Origin of the sequence: Bifidobacterium tibiigranuli, assembly GCF_022655035.1 — a bacterium.
GTDB lineage: Bacteria > Actinomycetota > Actinomycetes > Actinomycetales > Bifidobacteriaceae > Bifidobacterium > Bifidobacterium tibiigranuli_A.
This window is the reverse complement of record NZ_JALCUA010000003.1, coordinates 254,400-272,098: the sequence shown is the minus strand read 5'-3', so window position 1 is coordinate 272,098 and position 17,699 is coordinate 254,400. Positions and strand designations below refer to the sequence as shown.

General features: G+C 59.9%; 13 protein-coding genes and 1 pseudogene. 9 read left to right on the top strand and 5 right to left on the bottom strand.

Annotated elements, in window-relative coordinates; genetic code table 11:
• Nucleotides 1–7: 7 nt before the first annotated feature.
• The 9 genes and pseudogenes from LKK40_RS05510 to LKK40_RS05470 all read left to right on the top strand — a co-directional run.
• Nucleotides 8–1,000 (top strand): annotated as a pseudogene (locus LKK40_RS05510) (hypothetical protein); the annotation flags it as partial.
• A 59-nt stretch (nt 1,001–1,059) separates the two neighbouring features.
• Nucleotides 1,060–2,025 carry a DMT family transporter gene (locus tag LKK40_RS05505; RefSeq protein WP_304309804.1) on the top strand — a complete coding sequence of 322 codons (966 nt, stop codon included), beginning with the start codon at nt 1,060–1,062 and terminating at the stop codon, nt 2,023–2,025.
• A 38-nt stretch (nt 2,026–2,063) separates the two neighbouring features.
• Nucleotides 2,064–2,408: a hypothetical protein gene (locus LKK40_RS05500; protein ID WP_304309803.1), complete on the top strand. Its 345-nt coding sequence runs from the start codon at nt 2,064–2,066 to the stop codon at nt 2,406–2,408.
• 314 nt (nt 2,409–2,722) lie between these two features.
• A complete protein-coding gene (locus LKK40_RS05495; protein ID WP_304309802.1) occupies nt 2,723–3,991 on the top strand; it encodes an ISL3 family transposase in 1,269 nt (422 codons plus the stop codon).
• Nucleotides 3,992–4,832: 841 nt separating this feature from the next.
• Entirely contained in the window at nt 4,833–6,209 is a 1,377-nt protein-coding gene (locus tag LKK40_RS05490) for a hypothetical protein (RefSeq protein WP_304309801.1), read from the top strand.
• 25 nt (nt 6,210–6,234) lie between these two features.
• Entirely contained in the window at nt 6,235–7,704 is a 1,470-nt protein-coding gene (locus LKK40_RS05485) for a hypothetical protein (protein WP_304309800.1), read from the top strand.
• A 122-nt stretch (nt 7,705–7,826) separates the two neighbouring features.
• Nucleotides 7,827–9,335: a multicopper oxidase domain-containing protein gene (locus LKK40_RS05480; RefSeq protein WP_033503402.1), complete on the top strand. Its 1,509-nt coding sequence runs from the start codon at nt 7,827–7,829 to the stop codon at nt 9,333–9,335.
• 479 nt (nt 9,336–9,814) lie between these two features.
• The gene (locus LKK40_RS05475) at nt 9,815–10,531 is read left to right on the top strand and encodes a zeta toxin family protein (protein WP_033503404.1); all 717 of its coding nucleotides are present in this window, start codon (nt 9,815–9,817) and stop codon (nt 10,529–10,531) included.
• Complete coding sequence (locus tag LKK40_RS05470) at nt 10,512–10,709, top strand: hypothetical protein (RefSeq protein WP_152599295.1); 198 nt, start codon at nt 10,512–10,514, stop codon at nt 10,707–10,709. Before LKK40_RS05475 ends, LKK40_RS05470 begins: the two co-directional genes overlap by 20 nt.
• A 225-nt stretch (nt 10,710–10,934) precedes the next feature.
• On the opposite strand, the gene LKK40_RS05465 is transcribed toward LKK40_RS05470, so the two are convergent.
• The 5 genes from LKK40_RS05465 to LKK40_RS05445 all read right to left on the bottom strand — a co-directional run bounded on the left by LKK40_RS05465 (nt 10,935) and on the right by LKK40_RS05445 (nt 17,696).
• Nucleotides 10,935–11,870, bottom strand: a complete 936-nt coding sequence (locus LKK40_RS05465) for an NAD(P)-dependent oxidoreductase (RefSeq protein ID WP_304309799.1) — start codon at nt 11,868–11,870, stop codon at nt 10,935–10,937.
• A 109-nt stretch (nt 11,871–11,979) separates the two neighbouring features.
• Nucleotides 11,980–13,389, bottom strand: a complete 1,410-nt coding sequence (locus tag LKK40_RS05460) for an amidase (protein WP_304309798.1) — start codon at nt 13,387–13,389, stop codon at nt 11,980–11,982.
• Nucleotides 13,390–13,491: 102 nt separating this feature from the next.
• Nucleotides 13,492–15,111: an amidohydrolase gene (locus tag LKK40_RS05455; RefSeq protein ID WP_304309797.1), complete on the bottom strand. Its 1,620-nt coding sequence runs from the start codon at nt 15,109–15,111 to the stop codon at nt 13,492–13,494.
• A 91-nt stretch (nt 15,112–15,202) separates the two neighbouring features.
• On the bottom strand, nt 15,203–15,991 hold the full coding sequence (locus LKK40_RS05450; RefSeq protein WP_304309796.1) for an ABC transporter ATP-binding protein: 789 nt from the start codon (nt 15,989–15,991) through the stop codon (nt 15,203–15,205).
• 16 nt (nt 15,992–16,007) lie between these two features.
• Complete coding sequence (locus tag LKK40_RS05445; protein ID WP_304309795.1) at nt 16,008–17,696, bottom strand: dipeptide/oligopeptide/nickel ABC transporter permease/ATP-binding protein; 1,689 nt, start codon at nt 17,694–17,696, stop codon at nt 16,008–16,010.
• Nucleotides 17,697–17,699 lie beyond the last annotated feature (3 nt).

Genomic DNA, 17,699 nt, shown 5'->3' with positions numbered 1-17,699 from the left:
CCGCCCGCTTATCGCAATCAGCCTGCTATGCCAAATCGCTGCCGCCGTAGCGCTCATGGCTACGCACCTCTTCATGCCAGTAGTCATCGCGCGTTTCGTGAGCGGCGTCGGCGTCGGCATGCTCACCGCCACCGCCACCGCATATCTCGCCGAACTCGCCATCGCAGGCGGCCGCTTCTCCCTCTCCATCGCGCTGGTAATCGCCACCGCCGCCAACCTCGGCGGCCTCGGCGCCGGGCCGCTCGTCGGAGGCGCACCGGCGCAATGGGCTCCGTGCCCCTTGGTCGTGCCGTACGGCATCTACCTTGCGCTGCTGATCGTCTGCCTCGGCGTGCTGCGGCTCGGGCCGGAAACCGCGACCATCCGCTCGCGGCGGTACCATCCGCAACGCATCCGGGTGCAGCGGGCCGACCGGGCAGGCTATCTGGTTGCCATAGGCGTGGGAGCCGCCACGTTCTGCGTGCAGGGCCTGTCCACTTCGCTCTTCCCGCAGCTGCTCGGCCAGCTCGGCATCCATTCGCGCTTCTGGCAAGGTCTCCTGGTGGCCTGCGTGCTGTTCGCCTCTGCCGCGACCCAGATCATGATGCGCTCGCTGTCCGCCGCGCGGCTCATCCTGACCGGTCTGCCCGCCATCGGACTGGGAGTCGTGCTGATGCTGTGCGGCGTGATCTCGGTTAACGGCGTGCTCTTTGCGCTCGGCGGCATCATCGGCGGAGCAGGCGGAGGAGCCGCATTCCGCGGCGCACTCGCCCGAGCTCAGCAGCTCGCGCCGGCGGATGCGCAAGGCGAGGCCACAGCCGGCGTATTCGTCGGCGCATACCTCGGCATGTCCGTGCCCGTGCTCGGCATCGGATTCGCTTCTCTTGCCGGAGCGCCGCTCCGTATCTCGGTGGCTGTGTTCGCGCTTTTCGTGCTGGCCTTCGCTATCGTTCTGGCCATCGGAACCGTGAAAACCGGGCGGCGTTCCTTCCCCGAGGCGAAGCGGCAGGGACGCCGGTAGCTATATGATGAGCCCCGCACACGATACCGCGCCGACATGCTCAGGAGAAGACACCCCACATGAATAATGCTCTGACGATACTGTGGATGGTCATGGGCATCGCCGCAGGCGCGCTGCTGCCGCTGCAGAATACGGTCAACACGCGTCTTGCCAAGGGGCTGCGCTCGATCGCGCTGGCGACCGGCGTCTCATTCGCCGTCGGCACCATATTCTTAGGACTCGTGCTGCTTGCGCTCAGGCAGCATCTGCCGTGGGGCGCGACCTTCGCCCAGCAGCCCGCTTGGATCTGGCTCGGCGGGCTGTTCGGCGTCTCGTTCTTCACCGTGAACATCGTGCTCATGCGGTATTTCGGCGCCTCCATCACCGTTGTGCTCGCCATTTGCGGCCAGGTGATCGGCGGACTGATCATCGACGTCTTCGGCATATTCGACGTCACCCGACAGTCTCTCTCATTCGGCCGCCTTGCCGGCACGGCGCTGGTGGTGGCCGGCGCGATACTCGTCAATATGACGACTCGCCTGCACGCCGATGCGCACGCCGATGCCGACGACACCGCTCGCCCGAGGATTGCGCAGCGCATTCTGCTGCCTGTGGCCGGAGTGCTCGGCGGGTGCCTGAGCGCCGCGCAGACCACCGTCAACGGCCGGCTCGGCACGGTGCTCGGTTCGCCGGAAGCAGCTTCGTTCGCCTCTTTTTCCGTGGGCGTCACATGCATCGCGCTGTTCATCCTCGTGACCATCCGGTCGCATGCGCATATTCCCGCAACCGCTGCTGCGCTCCCGTGGTGGGCATGGGCCGGAGGCGGCGTGCTCGGGGCGCTCTACGTGCTCGCCAACGCCATCGATGCGCCGCTGCTGGGGACTTCCCTGACCGTCAGCGTCGTGCTGTTCGGCCAGATCGTCGGCGGACTGGTCATCGATCATTTCGGCCTGCTCGGCCTCGCCCGCAGGCCCGTCACCACTCAGCGAATCCTAGGTGCCGCTCTGGTGCTCATCGGCATCGTGCTGACGCGTTTTGCTTTGTGAATTTGCGGTTTTCAAACTGATGGCGTTCATGCAAATTGATGGCGTTCACCGATCTCCACGAGGTCGCAACCTCATCGCGCAACATCGCTGGCACCGTGCAGGTCACACTGCCCGATGATGGCAAAACGCTGCAATTGGACGAATGGTCGACCTACGCCGAATGGCGCGACGACCCCATCGGAGGCCCAATCATCGGGAATCTCATGCGCGCCGCCGCCGAACAAGACGGCTCCGCCCTCGACGACCCCACCATGCAGCTGTTCATGCAAAGTATGCCCATCAACAGCCTGTCGATGATGCTCGGCATGAGCAATGATGAAATCGTCAGCAGTTTGATGGGTAAGTATCGCGAGGAGGCTGCGGCAGCGAGCGGGAACAAGTGAGCGGAAGACGTATCAGTGGGCTGAATAGGCGGCCTACTTGTATCCACGCATAAACTGTTCGCGCACTTTCGAAGAGGTGGAACCGACAATCACTCCGACGACAAAGAGCACGAAAGGAATGACTGCAAGAAGAATGCTGATTGCCAAGCTCCCGCCTGTCACCATCATAAAGTTGGGTCTTCGCCAGTATGTGTGGTGGGGGTTTGGGCTTTGGTGTTGTCGCTGGGGCTTTTCCGTGTGCGGGCGTGGAAAGGGGCGTTCTCCTGTTAGGTTTGTTTCTGCCAAGAAATAGAACCGAAAACGGGAGAACGCCTGTGCCCACCATAACAGCCGACGCGCTCAAGCGCATGCTGCGCCTGCCCGCCGATGTCGTGACCGGAACGCCGCGCGTCGAGAAGGACCCGCATGGCGGGGATGTCGCGGTCGTCCCGGCGCGCCCGTACGCGGGCGATATGGGCCGGTGCGCCAGATGCGGGAGGCGCGGCAGGCCATACGACCGGCTGGGCATGCGCCGCTGGCGCCACCTCGACGTCGGGTGCGTGAAGCTCCTCTTGGAGTACGCGCCCCGGCGCGTCGACTGCGAGGAGCATGGCGTCACGGTCGAGATGGTGCCGTGGGCGGGCAGGAAGAGCGCGTACACGCGTGATTTCGAGCGGCAGGTCGCGTGGCTGAGCGTGCATGCGCCCAGAAGCGCGGCATCGTCGCTGATGCGCGTCGACCGGAAGAGCGTGGGGCCGGCGTGCCGGCGGGTCGCCGACGGCCTGCGCGCCGGGCAGGGTCCCGGCCTGTTCGACGGGCCGCGTTCCATCGGCGTGGACGAGACCAGCTACAAAAAGGGCCACACGTACATGAGCGTGGTCGTCGACCACGAGCGCGGACGCGTCGTCCGGATGCACGACGGGCACGGGGAGAAGGCGTTCGACCTGTTCTTCCAGGCGCTCACGCCCGCCCAGCGCGAATCCATCGCGGTGGTCACCGGGGACGGCGCGAGGTGGATCGACGAGCGCGTGTTCCGCTGGCGCCCCACGGCCGAACGCATCCTCGACGGGTTCCATATCGCCAGCTGGGCGAGCGACGCACTCGACAAGGCCAGGACCGCCGCGTGGCGCGAGGCCAGGAAGGCAGGCGCCGCCGAAAAGGGCGCGAGGGACCCGATCAAGGGCGCCCGGCGGGCGCCGCTGAAGAACGGGGCGGACCTGACCGCCGGCCAGCGCGCCCGGCTCGAATGCGTCGCGAACACCAACGAGTCCCTCTGGCGGGCGTACAAGCTCAAGGAACGGCTGCGCATGATCCTGCGCCAGAGCCCCGGCGAGGCCGCGCCCCTGCTGCGCCAGTGGGCCGCGGACGCGTTCCTGTCCGGCATCCCGGGATTCGTCCCGCTCGGCGAGAAGATCGCGCGACGCCGCTTCGACATCCTGCGCACCATCCGCAGCGGCCTGTCCAACGCGAGGCTCGAGGCCGTCAACAACAGGATCAAGACCGCCATCAGGATGGGCTACGGGTACAGGAACCTCGACAACCTCATCGCCCTCGTCATGCTCAAATGCGGCCGGCTCAACCTCAAACTCCCCGGACGCCAATAACCAGCAGGACAAACCAGCGATCCCCACCCACACAAACACCCGAAGAGCCTTAAATATGTACGAATTCGACTATTTTCTTTTCTCTAGAAAGAGTGTATACTATGCGACCATCCATCAAAATGGTGCCTACTCATGTCGCCCTTTCTCAAGAATCTCATTTCAAGAGCTATAGCACCTCACTTTACCAGTTCTGTACGGCCGCATTGGGGTTGTCAACGGCGGAATGCGCTCTTCCTTTTTCCTACGCGTGATGCCTATAATGCCGTGAAGCTTGGGAGAGGATTGGCCTCACCTTGACTTGTACGAGGCACCACTGCCGAAACAGCAAACGATGCTGAAGCAGATGTACAGCCGGATGCGTCAAAAGCCACCGGGTACAAGGGTCGCGAAGATGAGCTGCAGAGCAGGAAATACACAGCGCAGAGGCTGCGCGAAGGGAATGAGGTGATGCGCAGTGACCGCCGAGAGGCAGAACACTGGGGAACAGGACGCAGCGCGACAGACTACCAAAAGGCGGACTGCGGGCGCACAAGCCGTATACAGCCAGAGCACCGGTGAACGGGACGCAGACAGGCAAACGATGAACGAACCGGCTACCGGGAAACAGGTCGCAAACGACCAGACCGCAGACCAACAAGCCACTGGGAAACAGTCTTTTGGAGAACAGGCCGCAGGCCAGCAGACCGCTAACGGCCAAACTGCTCGGCGCGAGAACAATCCCGCACACGCGCCACGTCAATCGTCGCAACGCCCTCTCCTGCAACACCAACCTACGCAGTTCCACCTCCAGCGCCAGCCACAGCCACAACACCCGCACCCGCACCCTCACCCCCAGCGCCATATGCCGTGGCGGCTGGCGCTGCTGATCTGCGCCGGGGTCACGCTGCTGACCGGGCTGGACGCAGCGCTGCTGCGCGTGGGGCTGGCGGCTCCGGTCGCCGGCGTCGGGCTGGCCGATGCACATGGGCCGCTGATGATCTACGGATTCCTGGGGACGGTGATCGCGCTGGAACGCGCGGTGGCGCTGCGTTCGGTGGTCAGGCATTCATGGTGGGGGTATATCGCGCCGGTGGCGGGTGCGCTCGGAGCCGTGCTGCTGATCGTGGGCATACTGTTGCCCGGTGCGACCCAATCGATGCCGCTGCTGGCATCAATATCGCTGGCGGACTCGCCGCGTATTTTGGCCTCAGCGGCGTGGTGCGCGGCCATGATCGCGCTGACGACGATGTATGCCGTGATGCTGCGCGCACAGTTCGCTCCGGCGCTGGTGGTTCAGCTGCTGGCCTCGCTCGCGGGCCTGTGCGGCATGGCGCTGTGGGCGCGGGGGCTGACCATTGCGCAGATATTCCCGTGGTGGATGGCGCTGCTGGTGATGACGATTTGCGGCGAGCGCCTCGACCTCGCCCGGCTGTCGCTGGGAGCCGGTGCCGAACGCCGTATTCTTGCGGAAAGCACAGTGCTGTTTATCGCGCTGCCGGTTACATTGCTATCGCCGACAATCGGCTATCCATTGCTCGGCGCGGCGCTGCTGGTGATGATTGGCGACCTAGCCACGCATGACATCGCCCGGCACACGATATGCAGCAAAGGCGCGACGCGCTTCATGGCCGCTTGCATGCTGGCCGGCTATGCGTGGGCTTCGGCGGCGGCCGTCGCGTGGATTCTGGTGGGTGCTCCCGGCGCGAACGGCTACCTCTATGACCTGTGCGTGCATGCGATTACCATCGGATTCGTGCTTTCGATGGTGATCGCGCACGCGCCGATCATCATGCCAGCCATCGTGCATCGCCCGCTGCCATACCATCCCGCGCTGTGGGCGGTTTGGGGCCTGCTGCAGGCCGGCCTGCTGATTCGCATCATCGCCGGTTTCCGCCAATCGGTCACCGCATGGCGATTCGGTGACATGCTCGACGTCGTCGCCGTGCTGGCGATGATGGTCACGTTGGTGACACTGGTCGTATTTGGCGGGCGGAAGCGCGGGAACGTTGCAGCTCAACGGCTGCGCAGCACTGATGCCGGGCGATTTCGGAGTGTTGGCACTGGCAATAAACGTGCCGACGATACGGACGGAAAAGACCTTAACATAACAGCAAATGCCAATGATATGCCGCTGCACATGAGCAGTGCGAAACAAGCACATGACGCCGATACGAAATCGTATAGTACTGACATGAAAGCAAACGACGGCTTCGTGCAAACGCAAGGTACCGCAGAATAGCAGCACGCCGAGGAAGACAATGGTAATGAGCGTTAATGAAAAAAGCGGCGAATATGAGGGTTCGGATACGAGTAATACCAGCACCGCCACCAGCCACGACCGCACCCACGCCACCCGCACCATCGCCTCGCGGGCACGCGCCGACCGGTACGCGACCGCGTGGATGGTGGCTGCCGTGGCGCTGCTCGCGATTGGTCTGTTAGCTGCGGGCAAACTGCCCAAGCCCTTGTGGACCATGGTGCATGTGATCGCGCTGGGCGTGCTGACGAACGGTATTCTGCAATGGTCGTGGTTCTTCGCGCGCACGCTGCTGCACTTGCCAGCCGGCGACAGGCACGCAGGAGTGAACAATGTGATTCGCGCGCTGGCGTTCAATGTCGTGCTGGTCGCGCTGTTTGCCGCCATATGGCTGGGCTCGGCACCGGCGGCGATCGCCTGCGATGCCGCCGTCATCGCCATACTCGCGTGGCATGGCGCGGATTTGCTGTTAGTCGCGCACAATGCATCACAAGCGCCGAAGACAACGAAAACATCGCAGGCTCCAAAGGCCTCGCAGGCGCGGTTCGCCGTCGTGATTCGCTACTACGCAACCGCGACGGGATTCCTTATAGTGGCCTGCGTGCTGGCCGGATTCGTGGTCGAAGCGATGCTCGGCACGCATCCGGCAGCCTGGCTGGTGCGCAGCCGCGATGCCCTGACCGTGGCGCATGCGCTTGCCGCCGTCGCCGGATGGGTCGGACTGTCAATCGCCGGAACTCTGGTGTCGCTTGGGCCCACGATGCTGCGAGCACGTATTGACCCGGATGCCCCTGCCGCAGCACAGCGAGCCTTGCCCGTGCTGACGGCCACGCTTCTGGTCGCCGTCGTCAGCGCCGCTGTGGGCAATGGCATTGGGATTGGCGCGGGATTGCTGGGATTCGCCGGTGCCGCCAGCTATGGCGTCGCGGTTCCGCTGCTGCGATGCGCACGGCAGCGCCCGCCGCGCAGCCTAGCCACATGGTCGATGGCCGCCGGAGTCATATGGTCTGTCGTCATGCTCATTGCGGTTGCTCTTCGCGCCTTGTTCACCACGGATATCAGCGCTTTGCGCGCCGCGAATCTGCCCATGCTGCCGCTGCTGGGCGGTGGCGGATTGGCACAGATCTTCATCGCCGCGCTGACCTATCTGATGCCCGTGGTCATCGGCGGCGGCCCGGCCGTCATGCGCGAAGGCATGCAGGCGCTGGAAACAGCATGGCCAGTGCGCTTCGCCATCCGCAATACCGCCTTGCTGCTGCTCGGATTCACAGGCTTCACGTCTGGAATCGGCCTATTGCAGCGCGTGTGGTGGGCGCTCGTGCTGGCTACATACGTCGTCGATATCGCATTATTCGCGGTCGCCGGCATCCGCCAATCGCGGAGCAAACGAGCCGCTGCTGCCGCAACCGTTGCCACCACAGTCACCGCCGTCGCCACCGCACAGCAACCTTCACATGATCGGAGCGCAGTCGCATGAACGCATCGCATGATGATAATGACAACACCGACGCACCTAGCGCACCCAATCAACCGCGCAAACCCAGCCGCCCTCACGGGCCACGAGCGCTTCCAGGCGAGTTGGCATCGCCGGCACAGCATATGGGCGGGTTGGTTGCGGGCGCAATTGCGGTGGTGTGTCTCACTGTCGCCGCCATCCTGATTCGCCCAAGTCTGGCCGCCGACCTGTCAACCTCGGGCAATATCGGCGCTACGACCACAGCCTCAGCAGGACCATCATCTGCAACCACGCAGGTGACGCCGACAGGGAAAACCGTCACGGCGACGATTCGCGCCAAGGACATGACCTATGTGCCTAACGTAATTCAGGTGCATGTCGGGGATCGGCTGCGCGTCGTGTTCGTCAATGACGATACGCAAAGCCACGATCTCGTGTTTTCCAACGGCGCGTCTGCACCCACGCTCGCGCCGGGTGCGCGGCACAATCTCGATGTCGGCATCGTCGCGGGCGATATGCAGGGCTGGTGTTCGCTGGCCGGACATCGCGAAATGGGCATGAGTCTGAGCGTGAAGGCGACCGGAAACGGTGCTGCGGATGGCGCGAACGGCGCAGGAAGTGACGCAGGAACCAGCGCAACAGGCAACAATTCCGGCAGCAACGCAACAGCCGCCGACGCCCCAATCCCTAGCGCAGCAGCACTCAAACAACAAGCCAAAGCTGAGCAGCCCTACCCTGCAGAACTGCCCGCCTTGGAGCCGGGCACAGTGCATAATGTCACGCTCACCGTCACCGAGCACACGCAGCAGCTCGCCAGCGGCGTCACGCGCCAAATCTGGACCTACAACGGCTCGACGCCCGGGCCGGTGCTGCACGGCCGGGTCGGCGACACCTTCAACGTCACGCTGGTGAACAAGGGCAGCATGGGCCATTCGATTGACTTCCACGCCGGAACGGTCGCCCCCGATCAGCCCATGCGCACCATCGCGCCAGGGCAATCTTTGCGATATTCCTTCGCCGCGGCGAGGGCGGGCGTGTGGATGTACCACTGCTCGACCGCGCCCATGTCGAATCACATCGCCAACGGCATGTTCGGCGCGGTCGTCATCGAGCCGAAGAACCTGCCGCCGGTCGACCATTCCTATGTGCTCATCCAGTCGGAGCTTTATCTCGGCGCGAACGGCAAGCCCGCCGACGCTACGAAAATCGCCAATCGTACGCCAGATCTCATGGCATTCAACGGCAGGCCGTTCCAATACGACGCCCACCCATTGCAAGCCTCAGCAGGCCAGCGCATCCGCATCTGGGCGCTGGACGCCGGGCCGAACGAATCCTGGGCCTTCCACGTCGTCGGCACCCAGTTCGACACCGTATGGACGGAAGGCGCCTATAGCATTCGCAATGGGTTTGGCGGAAGTTCGGGAGCGGGCACAGGATCGGGCCAAGGCTCCGAATCAGACACGAATTCAGGTCAGGCACCGAGCACGACCAGCAGCGAATCCGGCACATCCGGCGCCCAGGAGCTGCCGCTGCTCCCCGCGCAAGGCGGCTTCGTCGAGTTCACCCCCACCGAGCCCGGTCATTATTCAATCGTCAACCACGAGATGTCCCTCGCCGAAAAAGGCGCCCACGGCACGCTCGACGTTTCGTGAGCGTGTCACGTGCGCGAACGCGGCCGGGTTTGTATACACAAGTCGGCCAATAGCCCATACGAGGGGCCATTTTACGCGGCCGAAAATCGCTATCCACCGACTTGTGCATACGAACCCGAGCGTGTTGGGCGCTCTGGATGACCAGGGTTACTCGCGCTGTTTTCCTGTCGTAACGCGAGTAATCACGTTTTCAAAGCGAATCATTTATCAAGATTGCACGATCACAAAACCAGCGAACTGCGCACTTGAACCGCGCAGCTTCACCATGCAGCACAGACGTGAATACCCTATGCGTGCCATACGCCGAACTCACTCACGAAAACCACAGCAATGAGATGGACCAGATACCGAAAGGGCATAATGAATAAGCATGCTTCATCGTTTCGGTACAATCGAGAATCAGGTCGAAGGAAAGATTTCAAGGCTCGATGGCGAGCAACACTTGACATCTACTGATAATCACGGAGGGATATCCACTCATGAACGATGCGAAAATCATCGAGGAAGCGCGCGAGTTTGCAAAGCGAAACCCAAGAATCTTCATTGATATGGCAATTGATGAGGCCAAATCGTCCGTCGCTGGGAGCAAGCTTGCTATTTTCATGGCTGGTACGCCGGGCAGCGGTAAAACCGAATATGCCGAGGAACTCGCAGGACTTTTTAATAAACGGCCGGTCATGATCAACGCTGATCTTTTCCGTGAGAAGTTCGAAAAGTATAATGGTGAGAACTCGTATCTCTTCCAATCTGCCACGAATGTCGCAGTCGAAAAGGTTTTTGACAAGGTAATTCACGACGGGTACTCATTCATACTCGATACAACATTTTCGTCGAAGAATGCGACGCTGAATATCAAGCGTGCGTTGGATCACGGCTTTCGTGTCCAGATATACTTTATTTTTCAACAGCCGAAAATCGCATGGGGCTTCACACAATCACGCGAGAAGATCGAAGGCCGCAATATTCCGCTTGATTCGTTCATCACATCATATTTCAGGTCCCGCGAAAACGTGGAAAAGGCGATGAATGACCCGACAATCGGCCCGAAGATTGTCTTGACCGTCATCGAAAAAGAGTTCAATAACAAGGTTCGCAGAATACATCCGGTCGAGCACAATCTTGCTAATTTTACGCCGTTGAACTATACTGAGACAACTTTAAGAAGGGAGCTGTCGCATGAAGGAAATGCTCAATAATGCCATAGAATATGTGCGTGTCAAGCACGCCGTCCGCAAATATGGCAGCGATTTCTCCCTGTTCTTTACGAAAGCCAGCCAAGGTGAAATCGAGCTCCTCCTGCTCTACACCGCGCGAAAAGCAAATGATCGACAGCGCGAACTGATACACCGGGCCGATGCCAAAGCCATCGTATAAGGCAGGAATTCTCCTCGGCAAAAGTCCCCGGACACAGTCTTCTCGAATTACATTTTCGAGAAGACTTTCAATATACTCTGTCTCATCGGCGACAGCTACGGCGAATAAATGTCATACATGAGACGGTGTGCATGCCCGCCATGCCTCACGAATGTCTCGCATCCGCCCCCCCCGCCCCACAGCTACAGCTACGCACCTTCCCACTCATCCGCACACCGCCCACGCTCACCCGCGCGGCGACTCGAATGCGAGCGCGACCGCGCTGACGTCGTCGTGGCCGTGGCCCTGCTCGCGCACCTGATCGTAGAGCGTCTGCTGACGTTCGAGCAGATCGGTGCGGAAGCCGCTGCCTGCCATGACCTCGCCGACGAGTCCCAGATCCTTGAGCAGCGCGTTGACTTCGAATTGCGCGGAGAAATCGCCCGCGATGGCCTTGCCGCCCTTGAGGTGCGCGTAGGGCGAGTCGGTCGTCATGCCGGTGATGACGTCAAGGAACAGCTGCGGGTCGACGCCCTCGCCTTTGAGCAGCTCCACGGACTGGCAGGCGGCGGAGGTGATGCACGCCAGCCAGAGGTTACAGGCGAGCTTCACGACGCTGCCCGACCCGACGGATTCGCCGCAGTACACGAGCTTGGTGGAGATCGCATCCAGCACCGGGCCAGCCTGGTCGAACAGCGCCCGCTGCCCGCCTGCAATCAGCGTCAGCGCACCGCTTTCGGCCTGATCCTTGCTGCCCATCATCATCGTTTCGACCAGATGCGCGCCCTGCTGCTCGGCAAGCTGCGCGACATGATGCGCCCCTTCGACGCCGATCGTCGCCATCTGCACCCAGACTGCATCGGCGAAAGCCGCCCCGATGCCGCGCCCGAGCACATCCAGCACGCTGGCAGCGTCATATACGACCACCAGAATTACATCGGCCTCGGCGAGCGCGTCGGCAAGCTCCGACTCGACTTTCACGCCATACTCGCGCAACGGCTCGGCGTGCGCCGGAGTGCGGTTCCACGCCGTGACGGCGAATCCCGCTGCCGCAAGCGTCTTCGCGATGCCCCCGCCCATAATGCCCGTGCCCAGCACCGTGACCTTTGCAAGCCGAGCGGTTTTCGTGGCCTCCGTAGATTCCGAGGTCTTCGTATCCTTCATGGTTGTTGCCATATCCATATACACATCCTTCGATTATTACGGCCACAGCAAGAGCCGTAAGAAGTACCGAGGCCCGGAAAGGTCCCAACACCTCTTACGGTACAGCAGGCGGGCTGACACCTATCGGTCAGCTTACGCTGGCGGGGCCGAACGCATCCTCCAGCGCCTGTCCGGCGGCAAACAGGTCGTTCTCGCCAAAACGGCGTGATATGAGGTGTACGCCGAGCGGAACATTCTTCGCAACCACATTCGTGGGCACGACCAGACCGGGGAAGCCTACGACTGGCGTGCCGCACATCGGCCATTGGGCGAGCACGATGTCATGCTTGCGGCTCACCGGGGTGTCCTGGTCCTCATCATGCAGGAACGGCACTTCCGCCGAAGATGGAGTGAGAATGATCGGCGTGCGCTCCAGCAGCCCCTGCAAGGTGCGGATTACGGTGCCGCGCCTGGCGAGCGTCCTGCCATAGCTCTTCAGATCAAGCTGGAAGCCCGTGCCGAACAGGTCCTCGACCACCGCAGACCACCCCTCCAGGCCTTTGCGCATGATCTCGCCGCCTTCGATGATGTGCGACGAGCCGGACTGCACGAACTCCTGGAACGTGAGCAGCATCTCCAGCTCGAACATCTGCTGGAAGACGTCGGTCTTGATCTCCTCCACCACATAGCCGCGAGATTCAAGCGCGACGATCGCGGCGTCCAGCGCCTGGCCCACTTCGGGCGCCAACGGGGTGATCTCCGTGCCGCGATAGACGCCCACGCGCCGCGCCCCGGCAGGAAGATCGACTTGCGGCACCGTCACCGGGTCGCGCCACGAGTATCCGCGCATCACGTCAAACCCAAGCTTCGCGTCCTGCACGGTTCGGGCGAGCGGCCCCTGCACGGCGAAAAGCTGGACGGACAGGGCGGGGTCCTCAGGCGTGTAGCCCTTCCCGGGCACGGCGCCGACAGTGGGGCGCAGGCCCACTATCCCATTGGCGTAGGCCGGGTAGCGAACGGAGCCGGCGATGTCGTTCCCATGCGCGATCGGCACGATGCCCGCTGCTACGGCAGAGCCAGCGCCGCCGCTTGAGCCGCCGGGGGTCAGGTCGTGGTTGCGGGCATTGAACGTGGTGCCCCACAACTCGTTGGTGCAGAACCACTCCCAGCACCACGGCGGCACATTGGTGCGGCCGATGACGTTTGCGCCTCCGCGGCGGATGTTCTCAACCACGGGGTCGTCTGCGGGCGAGAGGATGTTGGCACGGGAGGGGATGCCGTTAGTGGCGGGATGCCCCGCAGTGCGGACATTGTCCTTGATGAGCGTCGGCACGCCGCCGAGCGGCCCGAGCGAGAATCCCGCAGCGAGATACTGGTCAGTGGCCTCGGCTTGCCGCACAGCCTCCTCGTGGTACACATCGACCACGGCGTTGAGCGCGGGATTCACCGCGTCGATACGCTCGAGAGAGGACGCCAAAGCCTCCTGCGCCGAAACCTCGCGGCCGGCAATCGCCTTTGCAAGACGGGACGCCGACCAAGTATATAATTCATCACTCATGACTTTTCTTTCAATAGGGCCTTCGACCATGGATCCGAAAACCGATGGAATTCACGCGAAGACTGAGAGGCAGATATTTCAGGATAAGGAAACGAAGCTCAATCAGTTACGGTCAAAGATGCATTCTCCTCCCACATATGTTTGTAAGACGCGGATGTCTCCGATATTTTCTGAGGAGACCGATAGTAAAGGCTCCGAAAGAACAGCAAAATCTGCCAAATAACCTGGAGCCAGCAGACCTTTGTATTGCTCCTGATGACTCGCATACGCAGAGCCGTAGGTATAAGCGCGTAGAGCCTGGTCTATCGAGACCCTTTCCGAGGCGTTGAGGACGATTCCCCCAGCCGTACGGCGAAGCACCATCGATTGCATTCCCACAAGAGGGTTAATCGTGACGACCGGCCCATCGCTGCTTCCCGGAATCACAGCGCCTGCATCAATGAAGCTCTTCATCCTATAGGCCATGGCCGCCCGCTCTTCTCCCAAGGCCGTAATAAACCCATCCCCTGTCTCGAGGATGAAAGCGCCTTGCGGGTCTGGGACAATGCCCAGCTTTGCAATTCGTGCTACTTGATCTTTATTCGTGATGCCAGCATGCTCAATTCGGTGACGCACGTCAGGGCGTGGGTACAGCTTTTGCGCGAGCTCGAAAGTTTTCAAAGCCTCTTCGACAGCAGCATCTCCAATAGCATGTGCTGCAATCTGCCACCCATACCGATGCAGCATGATAAGCCGCTCCCGCAGTTCTTCGGGATTCCATTGGAACACTCCAAGATCATCGTGGGAATGATTCCTATACGGCTCGAGAACGGCGGCAGTCAGACCAATCAGACTCCCATCGGTCATCACTTTGACAGCCCCTATGCGAAGACGGTCGTCTCCGATGCCCGTACGCAGCCCGAGATCAAGACCGTACGCATCAGCATCTGTCTCAACTTCCGGGACATCATGCAATGCGGTGATATAGGGCATGACGGTCGCCCGAATCCGAAGAAGCCCCCGTTCAATGGCCTGCTGGTAGAAATGAAGGTCGAATGGGCCGTGACCGATGCCGTGCGATGTTCCGATTCCTGGTTCCGTAAAACTCGTGATGCCGAATGAAGCGGCGTATTCGGATGCAAGGCGCAATGACTCTATGAGTTCTTCTCCGCTTCCGGGCAAGCAGCTTGCCCGGAGAATCTGATTCGCCCGTTCCTGCATAAGGCCCGTGACATGTCCGTTGGCATCACGAACAATCACGCCACCATCTGGGTTCGGCGCAGAATCAGGGTCGGTAAACCCGGCTCTGGCCAGTCCTAAGGAATTGGTTACCGCCATATGCCCTGAAATATGTCCTAGATAGAGCGGGTTTTCAGGCGCTATCGTATCCAGAACGTCCAGAATGGGATAGCCGCCTATTTTATTCTGGTCGAATCCCCATCCCTTCACCCATTCACCGGGTTTGCTTTGCCGCACCTTTTCCCGAACCTGCTCGTAGACCGCGTCAATGCTAGGAGCTGCTTCATAGTGAAGATCGATCTCCTGCAGGCTATCTCCTACTTGGCTGAAATGCATATGCGCATCGTGGAAACCTGGCACCACGTATTGGCCGTGAAGGTCGATGACTTCTCTGGCAGGCGTATCTTCGGCATCGGCACCCGTCGCTATTATCCTGCCGTTGTATATCGCGAGAGCCGATGTAACTGGTTCGTTCGGGTTCATGGTGGTGAAGTGCCCGTTCACAAAAACTCTGTCACACTTAAACATTGTTATCCTTAGGGTTGTAGATGTTTATAAGGCGTTTGCAGCAATACAGCCATGCAGCGGCTCAAGTTCAGTCAAGGTGGAATCCCGGAGCATTGGGGGATGAGTTGATGAGGGTTTTGGTGTATTCCGATTGCGGATTCTCGAATACCTCCGAAATCGTTCCTTGCTCCACGATGTTTCCTCGGTACAACACGAAAACGTCATCGCAGACATGACGCACAACGGCTAGATTATGCGAAATGAACAACATGGTGAATTCAAATTCATCGTGCAGTTTATCCAGCAATTTCAAGGTATCCGCTTGCGTTGATACGTCCAAGGCCGATGTGATTTCGTCTGCTATGACAATGTCTGGATGGATGCAGAGCGCTCGTGCGATTGCGATTCGTTGCCTTTGACCGCCAGAGAATTGAGATGGCAGTTTTTCTCCTGCATCCGAATCGAGTCCAACGAGATTCAGCCATTCGACTATTTCAGACTTATGTCGCTTGACACTTGCCTTTTGTGGATCAATCGCCTCTGCAATAGACGCGGCGATCGGGATTCTCGGGTCCAAGGACGAGTACGGATTTTGCGGAATAAGCTGAATGACTTTCCGCCGTTTGGACACAGGATCGGACTGGCGCACCACTTGACCTGTCGAGTCGAATATCTCAAGCTGGCCGCCAGACGGTGACACAAGCCCTACCAAACTTTTGGCTATAGTGGATTTGCCAGAGCCGGATTCGCCAACGAGCCCCATGCTTTTGCCCCGGGTCAGGGCAAAAGATACACCGTTAAGCACGGTTGTCCGATGCGAGCCACTGCCATACGAAACCATAAGGTCCTGAACTCTAATTGCAGTATCTGTAGACATGTAATCCTCGTTCCGACTAATCAACAAAATGCGAGGCTTCTAGCAGCATCCTTGTATATGGATGCTGTACCGAGCCTGACGCAAGCTGTTCTGTTGATATCTCTTCGACAATCTCCCCGTCGTGCATAACAAGCACACGGTCGCAAAGAACTCTTACCACAGCCAAATCGTGAGAAATAAACAGCAAGGCTGCATTCTCTTTTCTGACGATTGAAGCAAAGACCCTCAGCACTTCAGCCTGAACCGTCACATCAAGAGCAGTGGTCGGCTCGTCGGCGATAATGAGTTTCGGCTTAGTCGTCGTTGCTCCTGCGATCATCGCTCGCTGCAGCATTCCTCCGGAAAACTCAAACGGATATTGTTCAATTTGGCGTTCCGGATCCGTCATTCGTACCGCTCGGAATGCCTCAACGAGGCGCCGCTTTCTTTCGCCGAGCTTCAGACCCATGTGTGATTTCATGGTTTCAGTGAGCTGCGTGCGAAGCTTAAAAACAGGATTCATGCTATTCATTGGATCCTGATAGACCAATCCCACTTTCGTCGCAAGCTTGTTGAGGGAGCTTTTGTCCAGAACATCCACTCCCGCCGTTTCGATGACCGATGCAGAAGCCTTCAGCCCATTGGGCAGCAATCCAGCAATGGCCATCGCCGTGAGGCTCTTACCAGAGCCTGATTCTCCGACGATCCCTAGCACTTCACCACGGCGAATCTCTATGCTGCTGCCTTTGACCAGCGCTTTCCCGGTTTCCGTCTCTATATGCAAATCATGCAGCTGAACCGAAAGGTCATGGGAGACTGATTCATTGTGTATCGCGCCGTCCGTAGCCTCTGCCTGTATAGGAGTGCGGGTGACGACTACAGCAGATCCGGACCCGTCCCGCTGCTGGGAACGACCCGCCAGTCCATCCCCGATAAGCATCACGGCCACTCCGGTGATGACCAACATGGCTGCTGGACCCAAGATCTGATCAGGCTGGGAGTAAATTGACGAAAGACTGTCATTCAGCATTTTTCCGAAGTCATAATCTGGCGCCTGAACTCCAAGCCCCACAAACGAAAGCCCGGAAAGCTCAATCAGAACAACGACGAAGTGACTTGTCGCCAGTACCATAAGCGGGGCGAAAATGCTTGGCATGACGTGTCTGCTGAGCACTCGCATCGGCGGCACGCCCAGCAACCTGGCAATCAACACGAAATCCTGTTGGACAACAGGGAAGCACATGTTGTTGACGAGACGCGTGAACGATGGAATGCCGGCGACGCCAACAGCGATCATAGCCTGCCACCCGCCTGCGCCTAAGACCGATGCGACGACTAATGCAACAATCAACGTAGGGAAGGAAACAAGGATGTTATTCACGCCAATGATGCATGCCCGAACCTTTTGCGGAAGAATCCAGACGCCAACGCCTATGATAATGCCCCCGATAACAGCGATTAGCGTTGCTCCACCTGTGAGGAACAATGTTGTCCGCGTCGCAACAAGCGTACGTTGAAAAAGGTCGCGCCCAAAGGCGTCCGTACCTAGCAGATGGCTTCCATTCGGATGGAGTCGTATATCGGGCGAAAGGGCTTTCGCCGAGGTGCTCCACAGCATCGGAGCAACGATTGCGACGCAGATTAGCAGGGCAAGCAGTGTCAAGCCTTGCCAAAGCGTTATATTACGATGTTGGCTGCGTTTCTTTGATGCCGTCTTCGAAATCATGAA